At 62.5% G+C, this 20112-nt stretch carries 15 protein-coding genes and 1 pseudogene; 8 read left to right on the top strand and 8 right to left on the bottom strand.

Translation table 11 applies throughout. The features are described from left to right. The first annotated feature begins 40 nt into the window (after positions 1 to 40). The 3 genes from lipL (at position 41) to MNAB215_RS26550 (ending at position 4419) form a co-directional block, all read left to right on the top strand. Entirely contained in the window at positions 41 to 1327 is a 1287-nt protein-coding gene (gene lipL, locus MNAB215_RS26560) for an esterase/beta-lactamase LipL (protein WP_077081424.1), read from the top strand. A 297-nt stretch (positions 1328 to 1624) separates the two neighbouring features. Next, positions 1625 to 2902 (top strand): glycosyltransferase, encoded by a 1278-nt coding sequence (locus MNAB215_RS26555; RefSeq protein WP_077081423.1) that lies wholly within the window; start codon positions 1625 to 1627, stop codon positions 2900 to 2902. 248 nt (positions 2903 to 3150) lie between these two features. After that, the gene (locus tag MNAB215_RS26550) at positions 3151 to 4419 is read left to right on the top strand and encodes a glycosyltransferase (RefSeq protein WP_077081422.1); all 1269 of its coding nucleotides are present in this window, start codon (positions 3151 to 3153) and stop codon (positions 4417 to 4419) included. Here the strand turns inward: MNAB215_RS26550 and MNAB215_RS26545 are convergent, their stop codons facing one another. Next, entirely contained in the window at positions 4420 to 5154 is a 735-nt protein-coding gene (locus MNAB215_RS26545; protein WP_077081421.1) for a class I SAM-dependent methyltransferase, read from the bottom strand. A 345-nt stretch (positions 5155 to 5499) separates the two neighbouring features. Here MNAB215_RS26545 and MNAB215_RS26540 point away from each other — a divergent pair, with 345 nt between their 5' ends. Further along, entirely contained in the window at positions 5500 to 6768 is a 1269-nt protein-coding gene (locus MNAB215_RS26540; protein WP_077081420.1) for a glycosyltransferase, read from the top strand. Positions 6769 to 6783: 15 nt separating this feature from the next. On the opposite strand, the gene MNAB215_RS26535 is transcribed toward MNAB215_RS26540, so the two are convergent. From MNAB215_RS26535 to MNAB215_RS26525, 3 genes are all read right to left on the bottom strand, one after another. After that, positions 6784 to 8040 (bottom strand): glycosyltransferase, encoded by a 1257-nt coding sequence (locus MNAB215_RS26535; RefSeq protein WP_077081419.1) that lies wholly within the window; start codon positions 8038 to 8040, stop codon positions 6784 to 6786. Further along, the gene (locus tag MNAB215_RS26530) at positions 8037 to 9140 is read right to left on the bottom strand and encodes an NAD-dependent epimerase/dehydratase family protein (protein WP_077081418.1); all 1104 of its coding nucleotides are present in this window, start codon (positions 9138 to 9140) and stop codon (positions 8037 to 8039) included. The genes MNAB215_RS26535 and MNAB215_RS26530 overlap by 4 nt, the downstream gene beginning before the upstream one ends. 185 nt (positions 9141 to 9325) lie before the next feature. Further along, positions 9326 to 10237 (bottom strand): sulfotransferase family protein, encoded by a 912-nt coding sequence (locus tag MNAB215_RS26525; protein WP_083746372.1) that lies wholly within the window; start codon positions 10235 to 10237, stop codon positions 9326 to 9328. 646 nt (positions 10238 to 10883) lie between these two features. Between MNAB215_RS26525 and MNAB215_RS26520 the strand changes: the two genes are divergently transcribed. Both MNAB215_RS26520 and MNAB215_RS26515 read left to right on the top strand, forming a co-directional pair. Beyond that, the gene (locus tag MNAB215_RS26520; RefSeq protein WP_077081416.1) at positions 10884 to 11969 is read left to right on the top strand and encodes an acyltransferase family protein; all 1086 of its coding nucleotides are present in this window, start codon (positions 10884 to 10886) and stop codon (positions 11967 to 11969) included. Between the two features lie 163 nt (positions 11970 to 12132). Next, a complete protein-coding gene (locus MNAB215_RS26515) occupies positions 12133 to 12993 on the top strand; it encodes a TylF/MycF/NovP-related O-methyltransferase (protein WP_077081415.1) in 861 nt (286 codons plus the stop codon). Positions 12994 to 13017: 24 nt separating this feature from the next. On the opposite strand, the gene MNAB215_RS26510 is transcribed toward MNAB215_RS26515, so the two are convergent. Continuing rightward, positions 13018 to 14304, bottom strand: coding sequence for a glycosyltransferase (locus MNAB215_RS26510; protein WP_077081414.1), 1287 nt, complete (start codon positions 14302 to 14304; stop codon positions 13018 to 13020). Positions 14305 to 14637: 333 nt separating this feature from the next. On the opposite strand from MNAB215_RS26510, the pseudogene MNAB215_RS26505 reads away from it, so the two are divergent. Continuing rightward, positions 14638 to 15441, top strand: a pseudogene (locus MNAB215_RS26505) (FkbM family methyltransferase); the annotation flags it as partial. A gap of 17 nt (positions 15442 to 15458) precedes the next feature. Here the strand turns inward: MNAB215_RS26505 and MNAB215_RS26500 are convergent. From MNAB215_RS26500 to MNAB215_RS26490, 3 genes are all read right to left on the bottom strand, one after another. After that, positions 15459 to 16736, bottom strand: coding sequence for a glycosyltransferase (locus tag MNAB215_RS26500; protein ID WP_077081413.1), 1278 nt, complete (start codon positions 16734 to 16736; stop codon positions 15459 to 15461). Between the two features lie 324 nt (positions 16737 to 17060). Then, positions 17061 to 18155 carry a glycosyltransferase family 4 protein gene (locus tag MNAB215_RS26495; protein ID WP_077081412.1) on the bottom strand — a complete coding sequence of 365 codons (1095 nt, stop codon included), beginning with the start codon at positions 18153 to 18155 and terminating at the stop codon, positions 17061 to 17063. Continuing rightward, positions 18152 to 19117 carry a GDP-mannose 4,6-dehydratase gene (locus tag MNAB215_RS26490; protein ID WP_165691616.1) on the bottom strand — a complete coding sequence of 322 codons (966 nt, stop codon included), beginning with the start codon at positions 19115 to 19117 and terminating at the stop codon, positions 18152 to 18154. Before MNAB215_RS26490 ends, MNAB215_RS26495 begins: the two co-directional genes overlap by 4 nt. A 378-nt stretch (positions 19118 to 19495) precedes the next feature. Here MNAB215_RS26490 and MNAB215_RS26485 point away from each other — a divergent pair, with 378 nt between their 5' ends. Then, on the top strand, positions 19496 to 19864 hold the full coding sequence (locus MNAB215_RS26485; protein ID WP_245830409.1) for a hypothetical protein: 369 nt from the start codon (positions 19496 to 19498) through the stop codon (positions 19862 to 19864). Positions 19865 to 20112: the final 248 nt, after the last annotated feature.

Raw genomic sequence — 20112 nt, 5'->3', positions numbered from 1 at the left:
CTGCACTTGGGCCGTGTGAAATGCAAGTAAATTTAAGATCGTGACGATAGACACTGGGGTCGATCATCGCGCAGTTCCCTCCCACGATGCCCCTGACGCAGGCCATCGTGTGTTCGGCGCGGCGGACCCGAATTTCTCTTGCGTCGTTCGTGGATTTTCCAGCCTCTTCCCGGGCCGCCGCTTCGGCGGCGGGGCGCTGGCGGTCTATCTCGACGGGCAACCCGTTGTGGACGTCTGGACGGGCTGGTCGGACCGGGCGGGCGAGGTGCCGTGGACCGCGGATCGTGCGCCGATGGTCTTCTCGGCAACCAAGGGGATGGCCGCCACGGTCATCCACCGGCTCGTCGACCGCGGGCTGATCGACTACGAGGCGCCGGTCGCCGAGTACTGGCCGGAGTTCGCGGCCAACGGGAAATCGGCGTTGACCGTGCGTGACGTGATGAGGCACCGGGCCGGACTCTCAGGCCTGCGTGGTGCGACCAAGGAAGACTTGCTCGATCACATCGCGATGGAAGAACGGCTGGCGGCGGCACCTCCGGGACGATTGCTGGGCAAACCGGCCTACCATGCACTGACTTTTGGCTGGCTGATGTCGGGGCTGGCCCGGGCCGTGACCGGAAAGGGCATGCGTCAGCTGATTCGCGAGGAGCTGGCCGAACCGCTCGGTACGGACGGCCTGCACCTGGGCCGGCCGCCCGCTGGGGTCCCGACCCGGGTTGCCGAGATCATCATGCCGCAGAGCATCATCGGCAACCCGATCATCGGCTCGGTCGCAACCAAGGTCGCGACCGAGCTGTCTCCTGGATTCCGTTCTCTGTACTTCCGGGGCGTCATGGCCGCCGTGCAGGGCGATATCCCGTTGCTGGACGCTGAGATGCCGGCGGCCAACGGCGTCGGTACGGCACGTGCTCTGGCGCGAATGTATGGCGCGATCGCCAATGGTGGTGAGATCGGCGGCACCCGGTTCTTGTCGCAGGACATCGTGGCCGGCCTGACCGGACGCCGCAGCATGAAGAGGGACCGCAACATTTTTGTGCCGCTGTCCTTCCACCTCGGCTATCACAGCGTGCCGTTCGGCAATGTCGTGCCGGGCTTCGGTCACGTGGGGATGGGCGGTTCGTTCGGCTGGGCGGACCCCGCGAGCGGCCTGGCATTCGCGTTCGTGCACAACCGACTGTTGTCGCCGTTCCTGGTGCTCGACCATTCCGGCGTGGCCACCTTGGGCAACCTGCTCCGCGTGGGCGTCATGAGAGCCCGCAAACGTGGCTTCCGGCCGGTGTCCGAATACGGGGCGGCGTTCCGCGAGCCCGGAGCCGTTGCGGGCTGAACTGGGTTTGGTGCCCCAGCCGAAGGAGCGGGGCCTACCTGTGAGGTTTGTCACCGGAACCTGAAAACGGTTGTCCGCAAGCCAGACTGGAAAGGGTGATGGTTTGATGACCGAGCTCCAAGGCGGTGTTCGGTTTGTCCAGCGCATTAGCGCCATTCATCTATCCGAATTCAATAATGTTTCCGCGTAGACGGATGCGCGCAAAGTCGCCCGCAACTTTTACGAAGTAGGGATAATAGCCGCGGTCGTTGACGACGCCGCCTATGTGCCCGAGAGCTGAAAGGCCAGGATCGGCAAATGAGATTTGCCCTGACGTGCTATGGAACGCGTGGCGATATCGAGCCGTCCGTCGCTGTCGGCCGGGAGCTACAGCGCCGTGGGCATGAAGTGCGCATGGGTGTCCCACCCGATCTGGTCGGCTTCAGCGAGGCGGCAGGGCTCACAACTGTCACCTATGGGCTGGACACCGAGGCCTGGTTGGAAAGGTATCGCAACTTCTGGACGTCATTTTTCGGCAATTTCTGGAAGGTCCAGGAGTTGGTCGGATTGTGGCGCGAATATTGGGAGCCCGTTGCCCAGTGCTGGGCGGAGATGAGTACGACGGCGACGGCACTGGCAGACGGGGCCGACTTGCTGATCGCCAGCCAGAGCTTCCAGGAGCCCGCCGCCAACGTTGCTGAGTACTACGACATTCCGTTGGCCACGTTGCACAACTTCCCGGTGCGACCCAACGGGCAGCTCGTTCCCGCCCTGCCGTCGACCGTGGTTCGCTCCGCGATGACAGCCTTGGACTGGGTGTTCTGGCGGATGAACAAGAAGGCCGAGGATGATCAGCGCCGTGAACTCGGCCTGCCGAAGGCAACGAGTCCCTCGCCGACCCGGATCGCCGAACGTGGGTCGCTGGAGATCCAGGCGTACGACGAGGTCTGCTTTCCTGGGCTGGCTTCTGAATGGGCCAGATGGAATGGCCAGCGACCATTTATCGGCGCGCTGACAATGGAACTGACGACGGATGCCGACGATGTGGTGGCGTCTTGGATTGCCGCGGGTACCCCGCCGATTTGCTTTGGCTTTGGCAGCATCGCGGTCGAGTCTGCCGCTGAAACGGTTGACATGATCAGTGCGGCCTGCGCGCGGTTGGGTGAGCGTGGATTGATTTGCGCCGGCGGGACCGACTTCAGCGGTGTGTCGATCCCCGACCACGTCAAAGTGGTGGGCGCGGTGAATTATGCGGCGATCTTCCCCCTCTGCCGAGCGGTGGTTCACCACGGTGGTGCGGGCACCACGGCCGCGAGTATGCGTGCTGGAGTGCCCACCCTGGTCCTCTCGACGGGCCCCGACCAGACGTATTGGGGAGTGCGGGTCAAGCGACTGAAGGTGGGCACCGCTCGTCGCTTCTCGGGCACGACGCAGGACACCCTTGTCGCTGACCTGCACCGGGTCCTCGCCCCGCAGTACGTCTCCCGTGCCCGTGAGATCGCCACGCGGATGACCAAGCCCGCCGAAAGTGTGTCCAATGCGGCCGACCTCGTGGAGAAGTTCGCGACCTGCCCAGAACGGGCTTGGCAGCGGTAAAGACGCTCAACTCCCGCCGTTTACGCCCACGCCAATTTTGCGTGGACTCGCCTTTGCCTGCGCGTTATTCTCCATGCATAGCGCCGTATAAGTGTTTGCTGACTAGTGACCACCAGTTAGGTGACTGGCAACGCCTGTAACGAGCGGCGAATATTGGTCGAAGTCAAATTGCGAATGCCCCATCGTGACCTCACAAACGGTACATAATTCGGCTGGGGTCGACGGCGAGGGAAAGGGTGGGATTTGCGATGAAATTCGTGCTTGCGAGTTATGGAACTCGCGGCGACATCGAGCCCGGTATCGCTCTCGGCCGCGAACTGATTCGCAGAGGCCACGACGTATGCATGGCCGTCCCGCCTGACCTTGTTGGCTTTGTCGAGTCGGTCGGCCTTACGGCCGTCGGGTACGGGCAGGACACCCACGCGTGGCTCGACGCGCATCGCAACTTCTGGACCGCCTTCCTTCGCAGCTTCTGGAAGATCTGGGAACCGATCAGGTTGGTGCGCGAAGTTTGGGAGTTGGCCGTCGAGTGCTGGGAAACGGTGAATGTGACGCTGATGTCGGCGTCAGAGGGGGCCGACCTGCTACTCACCGGTGCCGGCTACCAGGAGCCGGCCGCCAATGTTGCCGAGTATCGCGACCTTCCGATGGTTACGCTGCATTACTTCCCCGCCCGGCCCAACGGACAGCTCGCGCGGCCCCTGCCGGCCCGATTGGGGCGCTCGGCGATGGCGGTTCTCGACTGGGTGCAGTGGCGGCTGCTCAAGCGGGTTGAAGACGCGCAGCGTCGTGAACTAGGCCTGACGAAGGCAACGAGCCCCTCGTCGCGGCGGATCGCCCAACGCGGATCGCTGGAGATCCAGGCTTACGAAGAGTTTTGCTTCCCCGGGCTAGCCGACGAATGGTCGAAGTGGGGTGACCGGCGGCCCTTCGTCGGTGGACTGACCATGGAGTTCCCCACGGATGCCGACGACGAGGTGGCGTCCTGGATCGCCGCAGGCACACCACCGATTTACTTCGGCTTTGGCAGCATGCCGGTCAAGTCTGCGGCCGAGACAGTGGCCATGATCAGCGCCGCGTGCGAGCAGTTGGGCGAGCGCGCGTTGATCTGCGCCGGATGGAGTGATTTCGGCGATGTCGCGCAGTGCGACACGGTCAAGGTCGTGGGCGCGGTGAACCACGCGGCGATCTTTCCCACCTGTCGCGCTGTCGTCCATCACGGAGGCGCGGGCACCACGGCCGCAAGCTTGCGCGCCGGAGTTCCGACCCTGGTCCTCTCCATGCTGGGTGATCAGCCGATTTGGGGCGCTGCGGTCAAACGATTGAAGGTGGGCACCACCCGGCGCTTTTCCACCACCACCGAGGAATCGCTGGCCGCTGATCTGCGCCAGATACTCGACCCGGAGTACGCAGACCGAGCACGCGAGATCGCCACTCACATGAGCAAGCCCGCGGAAAGCGTGTCCAATACGGCCGACCTGGTGGAAGGTTTCGCCCGCTCGGGCCGCGCCGTCTGACTAATCCAGAGAATCGCTGAAGATATACCGCCCCAATGCCCAACATCTTTTCCCAGGCGGCTTGATTGCGTCGGCGGGCTTACCGTCTATGTACAACGCATCCTGCACGATGATTCCCTCTTGAATTGCTTCTGTCCAAGCTTGTGTAGGACCTTCGCCCCAACTATGCCAAGGGGTGAGGTCATCGATAACCACCACCGTCTTCTCGGAGCACAGGGCCTTCATATTCACGATGTCCGCTTTGGCCACCTCGTATTCATGACCGCCGTCTATGAAGACGAGATCGAAGCGCAAATCCGGGTTGTTGCGTTTGAATTCCGGAACGGTCTTGAGTGAATCGCCGTATATCAGGGTGTGCCTGGCCGGATACCTCTTGTCGACGAGGCGTTTCCCCACCTTAGTGCCACCATGCTCGCCAAGGTCAAAGGAAACGACGTGGGTCTCGGGGCCCGCGGTGAGAAAGGCATGGCTCGAGAATCCGACGTTGAAACCAATCTCTCCCACTAGGCGCGCATTTGTGCGCTGCACGGCGGTTGCTAGACATAGCATCTCCTCCCGCGAACTCGAACCTTCCGTCAGGAGGCGTCCTCGCGGCAAAAGGAAGCGAATAATGTCGTGCTCGATCTTTTTCATATCGTCGAGAGAAACGGATGACGGCTCTCGCGCCGGGTTCTCGTGCAATTCCGAAGGCCGCAACAAAGCCCTAACTTTAACCCCGAGTCCGCCGAATGCCATACGTATATGTCCTCACCTAGATTCTGCGCGAAACTCTACGTGAGACCTCAGGTGCCACACCAGCCCCTTAGTTGATTTGTTGACGCTGTCTCTGTTATCAGGGTCCCTGCGGGGTGTGTCGAGGCGTATCAATCCGAACCCTCGGCGGTAGCCCCCCCCGGGGACAGCCGTAAGGTGACCTTCGTCACGAGCTATACCACGACATGGGCCTTAGCTCGCTGGGTGGACAGCTGCCCCGGGGGTATCGCGATCAAGGGGGAGTGAATGCCAGCCAATAGCCGACGAACCAGCAATAATGCCGGTTAGGTTGCCTACCTGCATGACAACTGAAAGGCTTGGACAGCGATGAAATTTGCCCTGGCAAGCTACGGAACCCGCGGCGATATCGAGCCTACCGTCGCTGTTGGCCGTGAGTTGCTGCGCCGAGGGCACGAAGTGAGCCTGGCTGTCCCGCCCGATCTGGTTGGTTTTGTCGAGTCGGTTGGACTCGGGGCCGTGCCTTACGGCCCCGATACTCAGGTGTGGCTAGACACGTACCGCACCTTCTGGACTTCGTTTTTTGGCAGCTTTTGGCGGATCCCATATCTGATCAAATTGTGGGGCGAGATCTGGGAGACCGTCATCCGATGCTGGGAAGAGATGACCACGGCGCTGACGTCGCTAGCCGACGGAGCTGACCTGCTGCTCACCGGCCAGAGTTTTATGGAGACGGCCGCGAATGTCGCAGAGTATTTCGACATTCCCTTGGCCACACTGCATTACGTCCCGGTACGAGCCAACGGTCACCTGCTGCCGATCCTGCCGCCACCCGTGGGGCGCTCCGTGATGACAGTGATGGAGTGGGCGGGCTGGCGCATGAACAAAAAAGCCGAGGACACTCAGCGCCGTGAACTGGGCCTACCGAAGGCAACCAGCCCGGCGCTGCGCAGGATCACCGAACGTGGGTCCCTGGAAATTCAAGGCTACGACGAGCTTTGCTTTCCCGGGCTCGCAGACGAGTGGGCGAAATGGGATGGTTTGAGACCATTTGTCGGGACGTTGACCATGGAGTTGACCACGGACGCCGATGATGAGGTGGCGTCCTGGATCGCTGCGGGAAAACCCCCGATATGTTTCGGATTTGGCAGCATGCCAGTCGAATCGCCATTGGAGACACTCGAGATGATCAGTTCAGCCTGCGCGCGGCTGGGCGAGCGGGCGTTAATTTGTGCGGGTTGGAGCGACTTCGGTGACGCGGCATTGGCCGATCACGTCAAGATCGTGCGTGCGGTGAGCTACGCCGCAACCTTTCCCGTCTGCCGCGCGGTCGTCCACCATGGTGGTGCGGGCACCACGGCCGCGAGCCTGCGCGCCGGCGTTCCCACACTGATCCTTTCCATGGACCTGGTTCAGACGATCTGGGGTACCCGCATCAAACACCTGAAGGTCGGTACCACTCGACGTTTTTCGGCGACCACCACGGATTCGCTGGTTTCCGATTTGCGCCAGATCCTTGCCCCGGAATATGCGGTCCGGGCAAGAGAGGTCGCAACCCATATGACGAAACCCGCTGAGAGCGTGGCCAACACCGCTGACCTCATGGAGGATTTCGCCCGCTTGAAACACTCTGGCTGATCGGTAAGACCGCAGTCAGCAACGGGCTTTGTTGCGAGCCGTGGCTTCCAGGAGATCGGCTGCGGTGGCGACGCTGACTTCCGGTTGGGTCATCCGAGTGGAAATTTCGCGAGCCCGGGCGACGTAATCTGGGGCGAGGATTTGACGCAGATCCGCAACCAGCGATTCTGTGGTGGCAGTCGAAAAGCGCCGAGCCGTACCGACTTTCAATCGCTTGATCTGCGCTCCCCAGATGGGCTGGTCGCCCATGGTCCAGAGGATCAACGCGGGAACGCCGGCGCGCAGGCTCGCGGCGGTGGTGCCGGAGCCGCCGTGGTGCACGACTGCGCGGCAGGCAGGGAACGTCGCTGCGTAATTCACTGCGTCCACCACTTTGACGTGGTCAAACTTTGGAACGTCGTCGAGGTCGGTACCGCCGGTGCGAATCAACGCCCGCTCACCCAACTGCGCGCACGCCGCACCGATCATCTCGACCATGCCGGCAACGGACTCGACGGGCACGCTGCCAAACCCGAAGTAAATAGGCGGTTTTCCGTCGGCGATCCAGGACGCAATCTCGTCATCGGCGTCTGTAGTGAACTCGATGGTCAGCGTGCCGACGAAGGGCCGTCGTCCAGTCGACTTCGCCCATTCCGCTGACAGGCCGGGGAAGCACACCTCGTCGTAGGCCTGTATTTCGAGCGACCCGAGTTCGGTGATCCGCCGTGGCGAGGGGCCGGTTGCTTTGCGCAGGCCCAGTTCACGACGCTGCGCGTCGTCAAGCTTCTTGTGCAGGCGCCAGAACAGCCAGTCGAACACGCGCATGGCGGCGCGACCCACCGGGGGCGGCACAGTCGGAACCATTTGGCCGTTGGGTCGCATGGGGTAGTAGTGCAGCGTGGCCAACGGAATGCCATAGTACTCAGCGACATTGGCTGCCGGCTGTTCGAAATTCAGGCCCGTGTACAGCAGGTCCGCGCCTTCGGCCAACGACATCAGCTTGGTGCTCATCTCAACCCAGGTTTCGGCCTTGGGGGCCAGCAGCTCGATCAGATCCCGGGGTTTCCAAATGTTGAGCAAAATGGACTTGAAGAAGTCGCGGTACTTGTCCACCCATTCCTGGGTGTCCGGCCCGTACGCGATCGCCTTGAGCCCTGCCGACTCCACGAAGCCAACCAGATCGGGCGAGACGGCCAGGCGGACCTCATGCCCGCGGCGTTCCAGTTCTCGACCTACGGCAACCGTCGGCTCGATGTCGCCACGAGTTCCGTAGCTCGCCAAGGCGAATTTCATCGTGGTCCCAGCTTCATCGGCGCGGCGTGTTCGGCTGTTGCGGAACGTAATTCGGCTTGCTCGCTGATCCAGTCCAACAGACGGCGCAGGCCTTCTTCGAGTGCCCACCGCGGACACCAGGCGAGCTGGTTTTTCGCCGGTTCGATGGCGCACATCGCGGCGCGGACATCCCCGTCTCGGAACTTCCCCACGACGATAGGTTCAGGGGCAGCACAGATGCCGGCCACCTGGAGAGCCAGCTCGTGGATGGTCGTCGGGGTGCCCGACCCGATGTCAAGGCAGCGTGACTGAACCGCGGGCCGCTCTATCGCCGCGAACAGCGCCTCGACGACATCGTCGATGTAGACGAAATCGCGAACGATTCGGCCGTCCTCATAGACTTCCAACGAGCGCTGTTCGCGTGCCAAGCGCGCGAAGAGGGCCACGATTCCGGTGTACGAATTGGTCAGCGACTGCCCCGGTCCGTACACATTCTGCAGCCGCAACACGCTGAGATTGGTGTCGTGCGCGGTGGCCCAGGCGGCCAGCAGGTGCTCCTGGGCGAGTTTGGTCGCGGCGTAGATGTTGATGGGCCGCGGTTCCGTCCGGCCCGCGCAGCTCGAAAGCGGGGCTGCTGCATCGTGCCCCGGTCCTTGCGGATCCCATATGCCGGCCACCAGCTGAGCGTGACTGCGAGGCTGCGGATAGAAAATGTGTGAACCCGATTGCCAAGCGCCCTCGCCGTAGACGGCCCTCGACGAAGCCAGGACAAGCTGATCAGGCACATGCGCTGCGCGGCTCAAGGAGTCGAGAAGCTGAGTCGTTCCCACGACATTCACCGAGGCGTGGCGGGTCGCTTCGGACAACGACTGTGCCGTACCCGTCTCGGCCGCCAAGTGGACGATCTGGGACGGGCGGCACAACCGAAGCACAGCATCCCAATCGGGCGCGTGAGTGACATCGCCGGTGAGCAAGCGCACGGATGGCGGCAGGTCGATCGCTTGATGTCCGGTGTGCACCTGCGGATGGAGCACGTCCATCACCGCGACCTCGTAGCCGACGGTGACCAGACGCCGCGCGAGCGCGGATCCGATGAATCCTGCCCCGCCGGTGACAAGCACGGATCCTGACAAAGAGCCGAAGCCTCCTGTTCGTCTCGCCCAGCACGAACGTGATCGGGGCGCGTTGCCGAGGGGCGGTCGCGTCAGATCATAGCTTCCGCGGCCGCGTCGCGATGGGATTGTGCGCGCGCCGCATTCGTATTGTGGTCAGCGCGATTTCGGTGCCGTGACGCTAGGTTTTGAATCTAGGCCCAGGTTCCGCGGCGCCGCTTGAGAATGGCGATGAGCTCAATCAGCTTCCAGATGAAAGGCCGGAAGATTCGGACGCGCATGTTGTTCGAGTGATGGTGGAAATCCTCGAATGCCTTCCGGAAGGCGAGTTCGCTAGCCCTGTATGCCTCGAAAACGCGATCCAGCGCAGACGTATCCAAGGGCTCGTCCCGCGTGGCGACACGCAGTGCTCCGTAGACCGTGGACATCCAATCTGCGCCGAAGAGCTCCTGGACCGGCCCGCAGTGTCGCTGGTGCCGAAGATCCTCGGTGAGGAACTCCTCAACGAGTTCCCCGTCGTGGGTGCTCAGATCGATGCCGATTGACGCGGAGATCCGCGCTACCTCTTGGCGCCAGTCGTCCAACACATCTGCGTAGTCGACGAACACGCGCGGCACGTTTCGTGTCTGTCTTTCCGCGAGCAGGTTGTACTTGAGCCACAACGCACTCGCGAGCTCCGGTGTGGCGTGCATGAGTGCGCCGAGCGACGCCGCCACCTCCTGTGGGTGGCGCACCGCAATCACGGCCGCGACGTCGAATCCGACGAGTCGCGCCGCCTCGAACCACATGTCGGATAGCGCCGTGATCTGCAGGTCCTTGATGATCACGAGGGGAGCCTCGGGAAGCGTGTCAAGGTACTCGGCGATCTCGGCGATGCATGCCTCTTTCTCGGCGGCGCCGAACGCGCCGTCTTCCTGCAGGCGCAGCGAAGGGTCGTATGTGCTGCTGCCGCGACGGTGCAGGATCGCGTGGTTGAGACGAAGGGCTTTGCGCGGCTCCCAGTAGCCCCGAGCGTTGCCCGAGTCGGCGCCCATCATCGCGGCCGGGAGAGCGGCGCCACACAGTGAGACGATCCGGGTGAGCGCCGACGTCCCCGAGCGGGGCATGCCCATGACAAACAGTGCGATCGGGCGGACCGGAGCCTCGGGTTGTGCGCCATTTGTCGCCTCGCGCGGCCTCGCAGTGTGGCCATTTGTCGCAAGATGATCCGAAGCCAGGTCGGGCCCCCTTCGCCGATAAGACTTCTCAGAAAGCGATTCCCGATTGCGGGCTACTGTGGGTTCGTTGAGCAGCGAGTCTTTGGTGCGAGTGGCTGTAGTGCGTTGATCGATCTGCGTTCGCTCAGGATCAAAGAGTAAAGATCCTGGGGCGGGCTTACTAGCACGTCGGGTCCTACTCATCGCGATATTATGCCCGACGCGAAGAACGCCGAAACAGGCGCACCGTTTCAGCGCCGTAACATTTGTCGATGTCGACGGCCACCGGGTGTTTGCCTGGCGTTTCCCGCCGCGGCGACGACGGCCTACCCACGAATCGCCACCAGAGCCACAGGCCGTCGAGCCGATCCACTGCGGGCACGCACGAGCGCAGCCGCCCTACAAAGGTCTTCCGCTGCGGCTCCGGGGCGAACATTGGCCAACAACTCCGTTTGCCAGTTAGCGGCTCCGTCTTCACTTAGCATGAATGCGACCCTAAAGTCGCTGTCGCGTCGATGGGATCGTAACTCGGCAAAGCGACGATACTTGGGGGAGCATGACACTCGGGGAGCAATTCGATCCGCGCCGGAATGCACTGAACGCGTGGCGGTTAGCGCTGGCGACCGGCGTGATTGTGTGGCACTCGTTCCTGACTACCGGCCACCACGTTCCCTTCGCGCCGGTCCGTCAACTTCTCAGTGAGGTATTCGTTGACGGGTTCTTCGCGGTTTCGGGATTCCTGATTACGGCGAGCTGGTTCAACAATCCTCGGCTCCGCGATTACTTCGTCGCTCGGGCTCTTCGCATCCTTCCCGGTGTGTGGGTCTGCCTGATCGTGACGGCGTTTGTCGTCGCCCCCATCGGGATCTCGCTTCAGGGCGGATCGGCCGCCAATTTGATGCGGTCCGGCGCGCCGTTCGCGTATGTCCTCAACAACATCCCCACGGTCGGCGGGATTCAGTTCGACATTGGCGGGACGCCAACCGGAATCCCGTATCCGGGCTACTGGAACAGTTCGATCTGGACCCTTATCTGGGAGGTGTTCTGCTACATCGCCATCGCTGTTCTCGGCGTCGTCGGACTTCTCCGCCGTCGTTGGCTGATTCCCGCGGCGTTCGCAGTGGCGCTGTCCTTGGCGGCGCTGGTGACGCTGCCCGCAGAGCCGACCTTTACTCAGATGCTCGCCTATGCCGCCACGCGGTTTGCGGTGATGTTTCTCGCCGGAGCGCTCCTGTATCAGGTTCGAAACGTGATTCCCGCGCGATGGCCACTTGTCGCGGTAAGCGTGGTCGTCGTTCTAGCGTCGAGCCTATTGTCGGACTATCGCCTGGTAGCCGCGCTTCCGTTGGCGTACGCGCTGCTGGTTTCCGGCGCCCTCATCCACAGCACCCGTCTGAGATTGCGCACGGATTTGTCCTACGGCGTGTACATCTATGCCTTTCCGATTCAGCAGTTGCTGGTCATCGGTGGGCTGGCCAGTTTGAATCCGATGGTGTTCGCGGTCATCGCGGCTGTCGCCACCCTTCCGGTCGCCGCGCTCAGTTGGTTTTTGGTGGAGAAGCCCGCGATGTCGTTGAAGTCGCGCCTCAAGCGGAGGGGCGTCGCCCCGGTAGCAGGGCCGAGCGTGGCGGTGTCGAGTTAGGCTTCCGGCAATTGGCAGCCGGGACGACAACGGCTCCAACACGCCGCGGCAACGGGTGTCGGCGATCTGATCAAGAGAAACGCGGAAAGGCCTGAGCACCGTCGATGGACGTCTAGACTCATCGCCGGGTGGGTACTCTCATGCGACGTTGTAAGGGGAAATTTTGTCCGTCACCGACCGCGAAACGACTGAGACCGATCGCGCCGCCCGTTCTCTGTACCTCGACCTGATCCGGCGCAACCTCACCAGATACGGGATGGACCAGTTGGTCCCCGTGGGGTGGTCGCCGGAGCAGCGGCTCACGCTGGGTTGGTTGCTGGGACTTCCCTTCTTCAAGGCCGGCAGCCTCATGCTGGTGCGCAAACGGCCGTTCGATCAGCGTCGGCGCGAGTTAGGGCTGGATTGGCCGGTCGAGGCCGAGACGATGATCGGCATGCAGCGACTGACCAGCCTGCAGGAATGCGTTGAGACGGTGCTGGCCGAGGATGTTCCTGGCGACCTGGTCGAATGTGGCGTATGGCGTGGTGGGGCTTCCATCCTGATGCGCGCGGTTTTGGCAGCCTACGGGGATAAGACGCGGTCGGTGTGGCTGGCCGATTCGTTTGAAGGCGTGCCACCGCCGGACGCCGACAACTACAAAGCGGACAAGCTGCCTTGGCACAACATGGGGCTACATCGCTTTGCGCCCGTGCTGGCGGTGTCGGAGGCGCAAGTCAGGGCAAACTTCGAACGCTACGGTCTGCTCGACGAGCAGGTCCGTTTTCTTCCTGGCTGGTTCAAGGACACGCTGCACGATGCCCCGATTGATCAGATCGCGGTGTTGCGGCTTGACGGTGACCTCTACGAATCCACGATCCAGGGGCTCGACGGGCTCTACCCGCGGTTATCGACCGGGGGGTTCTGCATCATCGACGACTACAACCTTCCCTACTGTCGGCAGGCCGTCTCGGACTACCGCGAGAAACACGGCATAACGGCCGAGATCGTGGAAATCGACGGCAGCGGCGTGTTCTGGCGCAAGTAGTCGCCACCCGATATCAGCTAGCACCTATCGCGCGTCGGTCAGCGACGCCTTTCGGCGCACCGCGTCCTCCAACAGGTCCGCGGCGGCAGCAACGCTGTCGGCGGGTTTGGTCATCCGTGTAGCGATGTCGCGGGCACGGTCGGCGTACTCGGGGACGAGGATCTCGCGCAGGTCGGCGACCAGTGTCTCCCGGGTGATGCTGGCGAGTCGCCGAGAGGCGCCCACCTTCAATTGCTTGATCCGCGCTCCCCAGAGCGGCTGATCGCCGGTGGTCCACAGAATCAACGTCGGTACCCCCGCCCGCAGGCTGGCGGCGGTGGTTCCGGCCCCTCCGTGGTGTACCGCCGCGCGGCAGGCCGGAAAGGTCTCCGCATAGTTCACCGTGCCGACGACCTTGACGTGGTCGAGATGGGAAGCCTCGCCGAAGTCGCTCCCGCCGGCGCAGATCAACGCGCGCTCACCCAGCTCTGCGCAAGCCGCGGCGATCATTTCGACTGTCTCGGAGGCAGATTCGACCGCGATGCTGCCAAAGGCGAAGCAAATGGGGGGTTTTCCCTCAGCGATCCACGACGCGACCTCGTCATCGGTATCGGTCTGCAACTCCAGCGTCAGCGTTCCAATGAATGGCCGTTGTCCATCCCATTTCGACCATTCCGCGGCTAGTCCCGGGAAGCAAAACTCTTCGTACGCTTGAATTTCCAGCGATCGGCGTTCGGCGATCCGCCGCGGCGCGGGATGTTTCGCCTTGGGCAGGCCCAGCTCTCGGCGCTGTTCCTCCTCGGCTTTCGTCGTCATCCGCCAAAATACCCACTCGGTCACCGTCATCGAGGAGCGAACCAGCGGCGACGGCACCATCCGGACGAGCTGGCCGTTGGCCCGTATCGGGAAGTAATGCAACGTGGCCAACGGAATGTCGTAGTACTCCGCGACGTTGGAGGCGGGCTCCTGGAAAATCTGGCCGGTGAAGAGCAGGTCGGCCCCCTCGGCCAGTGACTTCAAGGTCGCGCTCATCTCCGCCCAATACTTGGTCACCGGCGCCCACGCCTCGCGCAACAACTCGATGGGGCCACGGATCGTCCAGAAGTTACGGAGGAACCGCGCCCACAGGTCGCGGACAAATTCCTCGTCCAGGTAATCCTTGAATTCCGGGCCGTAGGCGACGGCCTGAAGCCCAACCGACTCGACGAATTCAACCAGTTCGGGCGGAACGGCCATGCGTACTTCGTGCCCGCGGCGTTGCAGCTCGCGGCCGACCGCGGCGGACGGCTCGATATCGCCACGTGTTCCGTAACATGCCAGGGCAAACTTCATTCGGACCGAAGCCTTTCATGTTTTGTGCGGTGTAGGCGACATCAGGGGCATTATTGCTGGTTCTTCGTCTCCGGACCCGGGGTTCGTCGCGATTTCAACTGGCTGTTGGCTATTGGGGTCTACGACCGGAACTTTCTGCGAGGCACCGCGCCGATAATGGGGGTGCTGGTACTGTCGGCGCATCCGAGGGCGGCGCGGCCATCGGATATTTACGGTTTCGCGAGCGTCGCCCGGCAGGGCAGGGGAGGCTGAGTGGCGTTGGCAGAGCTTGGGTGTGGGCACGGGCCCCGACACCGGACGCATCTGTCTGAGAGAGTGCAGCGTTGGATGACCGTGCCCCGGGGCCTGTCCCGCGGTCTTCGGCGCTTTCTGCCTGGTGGGCTGACTCCGTGGCATTGGCGTGGCCTCCGTGTCACCCTCGAGCCGGGTTCGGTCATCGCCCGCGTCGTGCGGGTGACCGGCGGTTTCGAGGACGCCGAGATCGACATCGCGGCAGCGCTCTTCGGTGCGCTTTATCCGGATCGCTGCATCGTCGACGTCGGCGCCAATGTCGGTCTACACAGTCTGGCCTGGGCACGACTGGCGCCGGTCGTCGCTCTTGAGCCGGCGCCGGACACATTTGCGCGGCTGGAGGCGAATGTGGCCGCGAACGGTATGCAGAATCGCGTTCGTACTCTCCGCACGGCCGCCGGGGATACCGTCGGCGAGGTTAATTTCTTCGTCGCCGCGGATAGTGGGTTCAGTTCGCTGAAGGACACTCATCACGTTCCGATTCGCGACCAGATCAAGGTGCCGTGCACCACGCTCGACGCTCTCGCGGTCGAGTTGCCCCTCCCGGTAGGTCTGCTGAAGATCGACGTCGAGGGGCTCGAGCGTGCGGTCATCGCCGGCGCCGCCGAGCTGCTACTGCGGGATCGTCCGGTTCTGATGGTGGAGATCTTCGAGGGTGTTGACTCGAATCCCGATCCGATCGGCACCGTCGAAGACATCCGCGCTTATGGGTATGAGCCATACGTCTACGCATCGGGATCGTCGATGTTAAACCTTGATGCGATGGACGACGCAGGGCTGATGCCCTACGAGAAGCACCGCGACAATCGCTACAACTACTTTTTCGTCCCGCGACCGCCCGCCTGAGGCATCGGACGCCACGATCAGACGCGACCCCTTGAGCGCGCGAGATCCTGCAGCAGGTCTGCGGCGCGGGCGACGCTCTCGGCCGATGTCGTCATTTGGCTACCGATTTCGCGGGCGCGCGTGGCGCACTCCGGCGCGAGGATCTGGCGCAGGTCCTCCATCAGCGATTCCTGGGTTGTCTCCGAAAAGCGCCGGACGGCGCCCACCCGCAATGTTTTGACTTGAGTTCCCCAGATCGATTGATCATCGGTGCTCCAGAGGATCAACGTCGGAACCCCGGCGCGCAGGCTTGCGGCTGTGGTGCCCGCGCCTCCATGGTGGACCGCCGCGCGGCAGGCCGGAAAGGTCGCTGCGTAGTTCACGGTGCCCACCACTTTGACGTGGTCAGGGTGGTGGATCTCGCTGAAGTCGGTCCCACCGGAGCAGATCAAGGCCCTTTCGCCCAAGTGTGCGCAGGCGGCGCTGATCATGGAGACCGTTTCGGCGGCGGATTCGACCGGGATGCTCCCGAAACCGAAGCAGATCGGCGGTGTTCCAGCCGCAATCCATGACGCGACCTGGCTGTCGGCGTCCGTGCTTAACTCCATCGTTAGGGTGCCAACAAAGGGTCGCCGGACTTCTTCTTTCGCCCATTCGGTCGCCAGCTCGGGGAAGCAAACCTCGTCGTAGCCCTGGATTTCCGTCGCCCCGCGCCGTGCGATTCGTTGCGGAGCGGGGACTGTCGCCTTGGGCAGGCCGAGTGCACGGCGCTGCGCATCCTCTGCATCCTTGGTCATGCGCCACACCACCCACTCCATGGCCGTCATTGCGGAGCGGGTCAAAGGCGCCGGGAGTATCCGGCCGAGCTGGCCGTGGGCCCGTACCGGGAAGTGGTGCAGTATCGCCAGCGGAATGTCGTAATACTCAGCGACGTTCGCCGCCGCCTCCCGGAAAGTCAGGCCGGTTAACAGCAGGTCAGCCCCGTCCGCCAGCGATCTCAGCGTCGTGCCCATCTGCGCCCAGTGGTGGTTGATGGGCTCCAGCGCCGCGCGCAGTAGCTTGATCGGACCTTGGACCTTCCAGAAGTTGTGGCGGAAGTCAGTCCAGGTGGACTTGCGGAGGAATTCCGCATCCCAGAACGACTGCACATTCGGCCCGTAGGGCATCGCCTCAAGCCCTGCGGACTGGACAAAGTCGAGCAGTTCCGGCGGGACGGCCATTCGCACTTCGTGCCCGCGGTTCAGCAGCTCGCGGCCGACAGCGGCACAGGGCTCGATGTCTCCGCGAGATCCATAGCATGCCAGGGCGAATTTCATCGCGAATCGTTGCCTTTCAGTTGTCAGCGCAGGCGACGTCAGCGGTCATTATCTCTGGTTCGTTGACTGGTGGCTGGGTGTTCGTCGTCAATTTCGAACTGGCCACCGCCCATTGGCTCCGGCTAGTTGTTCGCCGGCGGCAGGTGCTGCCCCGCCGTGCGGCGTGGTGCGGTAGTTCATCCTGAAAGGTGCAGACGCTAGCTTGGATTTTGGTGACGCGCGGGGACACGGGCTGTGAATTAGCGAAAGCGCCTGCCCTGCAATAGATAACCAGACTTCTCGATACCGCCCGCTATAAACATCGCGAGGTCTACACACCTGCGGTCACAGGATTTCCCGGTAGATTCGTGCGGTTTCCTCAGCGCACTTGTCCCAGGAAAATGTGCCGATCCTTGCGTACCCGCGTTCACGCAGATCCGACCGTAACTCCGGCGTCGTAACGACACGCTCCAGGGTCGTGCGCAAATCCTCGGGGCTCTTCGGGTCGAAGTAGACGCCGGCGTCCCCGACCACTTCGGGAATCGAGCCCCCATTGCTGCACACGACGGGGCAGCCATAGTTCATGGCTTCGAGCGGGGGAAGTCCGAAGCCCTCATACATCGACGGGCATACAAATGCGGCAGCCGCTCGGTACCGTTCGGCAAGCTCTTGATCCGAACCGGACTCATACCGCACCCGGTCGGCAATGCCCAACGCACAGATCTCTTTCTGCTCGTCGGGCAGCAGCGGGTGTCCGCCGAAGGCGGTTAGCTCGAACTCCCGCAATGTGGGGGAGCTGGCGTACGCCTTCAGTAGCGTGCTGAAGTTCTTGTAGCCCCTGCGGTTTCCCACATAGAGAAGCGAAGGCCTGAGCTTGCCGCACTCCTCGGTGGGCCTGTTCGTCTCTGTGGTGATCGAATGACCGAGATGAACAACGCTCGTGCGTTTCGCGGCGATACCGTAAATACGTACTAGGTCACGCTGCGTGTTTTCGGAAATGCAAATCACGTGATCGGCGCGGTCGACTGCGGCGCGTTTGGCGGCGGTCACTTGTGCGGCGTCGGGGAACTCCGCCGAAAACAGTTCATGGATCATGTCGTAAACCGTCACGACGCGACGCCGGCCCCGACCCACAGGCTTTGCGGCGTAGTAGGTCTCGTGCACAATGTCCGGATTCGCGCCGCGCCACGCCAGCGGCGCGAGAAGTCGGTTAACAGCTGAGACCACTGGGAGCCCGCCGAATGTGTAGGGCACGTGCTTGCCTCGCGTAGCAAAGCGCGCGGAGTCTTGTGTCAGGTACTTGTTGACGTACAAGGGTGCAACGACCGACACCTCCGACGCTCCATATGCGGGCAGGCGGTTCGCGAGCTCAAAGAAATAGCGCGAAACACCGCCGTACCGCTGGAAAGAGAAGATCTGGTGATCGAAGGCTACTTTCACGAGCGCACAGTCCGGTCCCACTCGGCCTCGACCATCGCCTTCACGACGTCACTCATTCGGTAGGTCGCCGACCAGCCGAGAAGTTCCCCAGCTCTGGAAGCATCACCGCGCCCTTCGGCGAGATCCGAAGGGCGCCTTAGCGCATCGGAAAGATCCGTGTATTCGCGCCAGTCGAGACCCACCTGGCTGAACGCAGTCGCCGCGAATTCCTCGAGAGTATGACTCTCACCCGTAGCGATCACGAAGTCAGAGCCCGTGGGTTGCTGCAACATTCGCCACATCGCGTCGACATACTCCGGTGCCCATCCCCAATCTCGTTTGATCTGAATGTTGCCCAACGTGAGACGTGACTGCTCGCCACCGGCGATCCGGACCGCAGCCGCGACTATCTTCTTAGTCACGAAGCGCTCAGGACGCAACGGTGACTCGTGGTTGAACAAGATGCCAGTACTCGCGTGGAGCCCATATGCGGCTCTGTAGTTCGCGACGAGCCAGTGCGCCGTACTCTTCGCCACGGCGTAGGGGCTGCGGGGACGAAACGGCGTTTCTTCATTCGCGGCGCCGCCTGCTGTGTCGCCGAAGCATTCACTCGAGCCGGCACTGTAAAAGCGAATGGGCTTGTCGAGGAAGCGGATCGCTTCAAGCAGATTGATAGTGCCGATCGCGACGCTCTCGAGGGTCTCGACCGGTTGTTCGAACGACAATCCGACCGAGCTTTGTCCGGCCAGGTTGTAGATCTCCTGGGGATCTGTTCTGCGCAGGACGTTGAGCACACTGCGAAAATCATTGGCCGCCATGGATTCCAGGTGCACACGGTCACGGACTCCCAGCCGTACCAGGTTCCCGAAGCCACCGATCTGCGCATCGCGCGATGTGCCGAAAACCTCGTAACCTTTGCTGAGTAGCAGGCGCGCCAGATAAGCGCCATCCTGGCCGGAAATGCCGCAGATGAGCGCTCTCAATCCAACCCTCCTGGGATCTCCCGCGACGTCAGAAAGCAACGGACGGAAAAACAAGCAGAACGTATGGCGCGTTCAGCGTAACCAGCGAGCGAAGCCGCGCGCGACGCGGTGCCCTTACCTGGCGTGGTTTGGCCGTGGTGACGAGACAGGGCAGGTGGGCGGCGGATAGCTAGGCGCGGAGCAATGGAAATTGCGTACGCACGGCACGGCTGCCCGTTTGTTCTGCGGGCCGCGTACCGGAGCGAGGTCTAGCACCGTGGGAGGTCTTGACTTGAACTCCCGTCCCCTCGGCGCTCCGGTCGCCGGCAAACGTGTGTTCCTGACCGGTCACACCGGGTTCGAGGGCCGTTCGATGGTGGCGCTGCTTGAGCGGTTGGGATGCGACTTGTATGGCTCTTCATCGGCCAGTCATTCTGGGCGGCAGATTGGGCGATCGTGCTGTTCCTTGCCTCGCGTGGAAACATAAATCGAACCGATGACGGCTGGTTGGAACTCGGTGTGTTGGGAGCCAGTATGCGCCCGGACGCATGGCGAGTTCTCGTAAATGGCCGCATCGAAGCTGTACTGCCGTTCTTCACTTTCTCGGCCTATGCGCTCAAATTCGCCAAGTCTTTTCCTCTGATTGACAGAGTGTCACTATTGTTTCGTCTCGTGTTACTCAACTTGCGCGGGGCCTACGGGAAAGCATTCACCACGTTGTATCAGCGGTACAAGGCCGGTCTGCGCCCAATGCTGAGGGGCAACTGAATGCTGCGCAATATCAAATAAGTGCTTGAGCATAGCTAGCGGAGGAGTCAGAGCGGGTCGCAAGTGCGCTCGAGCGCCAATTTGGGACCTGACTTGGGCCGCATTTGAAAACGGCGTAATTATCTCGTAGCCGCGCCTGGTTGCAAACCTCACGATCTGCGGCCGTAGCTTGGCCGCCGACCTGGAAGAGTCGGCGCCTCGATTTCTGTGGAAGTCCGGCCTAAGCTGTCCGTTTTCGGAAGCCGAGT

The sequence above is a fragment of the Mycobacterium numidiamassiliense genome (assembly GCF_900157365.1).
Taxonomy (GTDB): Bacteria; Actinomycetota; Actinomycetes; order Mycobacteriales; family Mycobacteriaceae; genus Mycobacterium; species Mycobacterium numidiamassiliense.
This window is presented reverse-complemented; position numbering and strand designations above follow the sequence as displayed.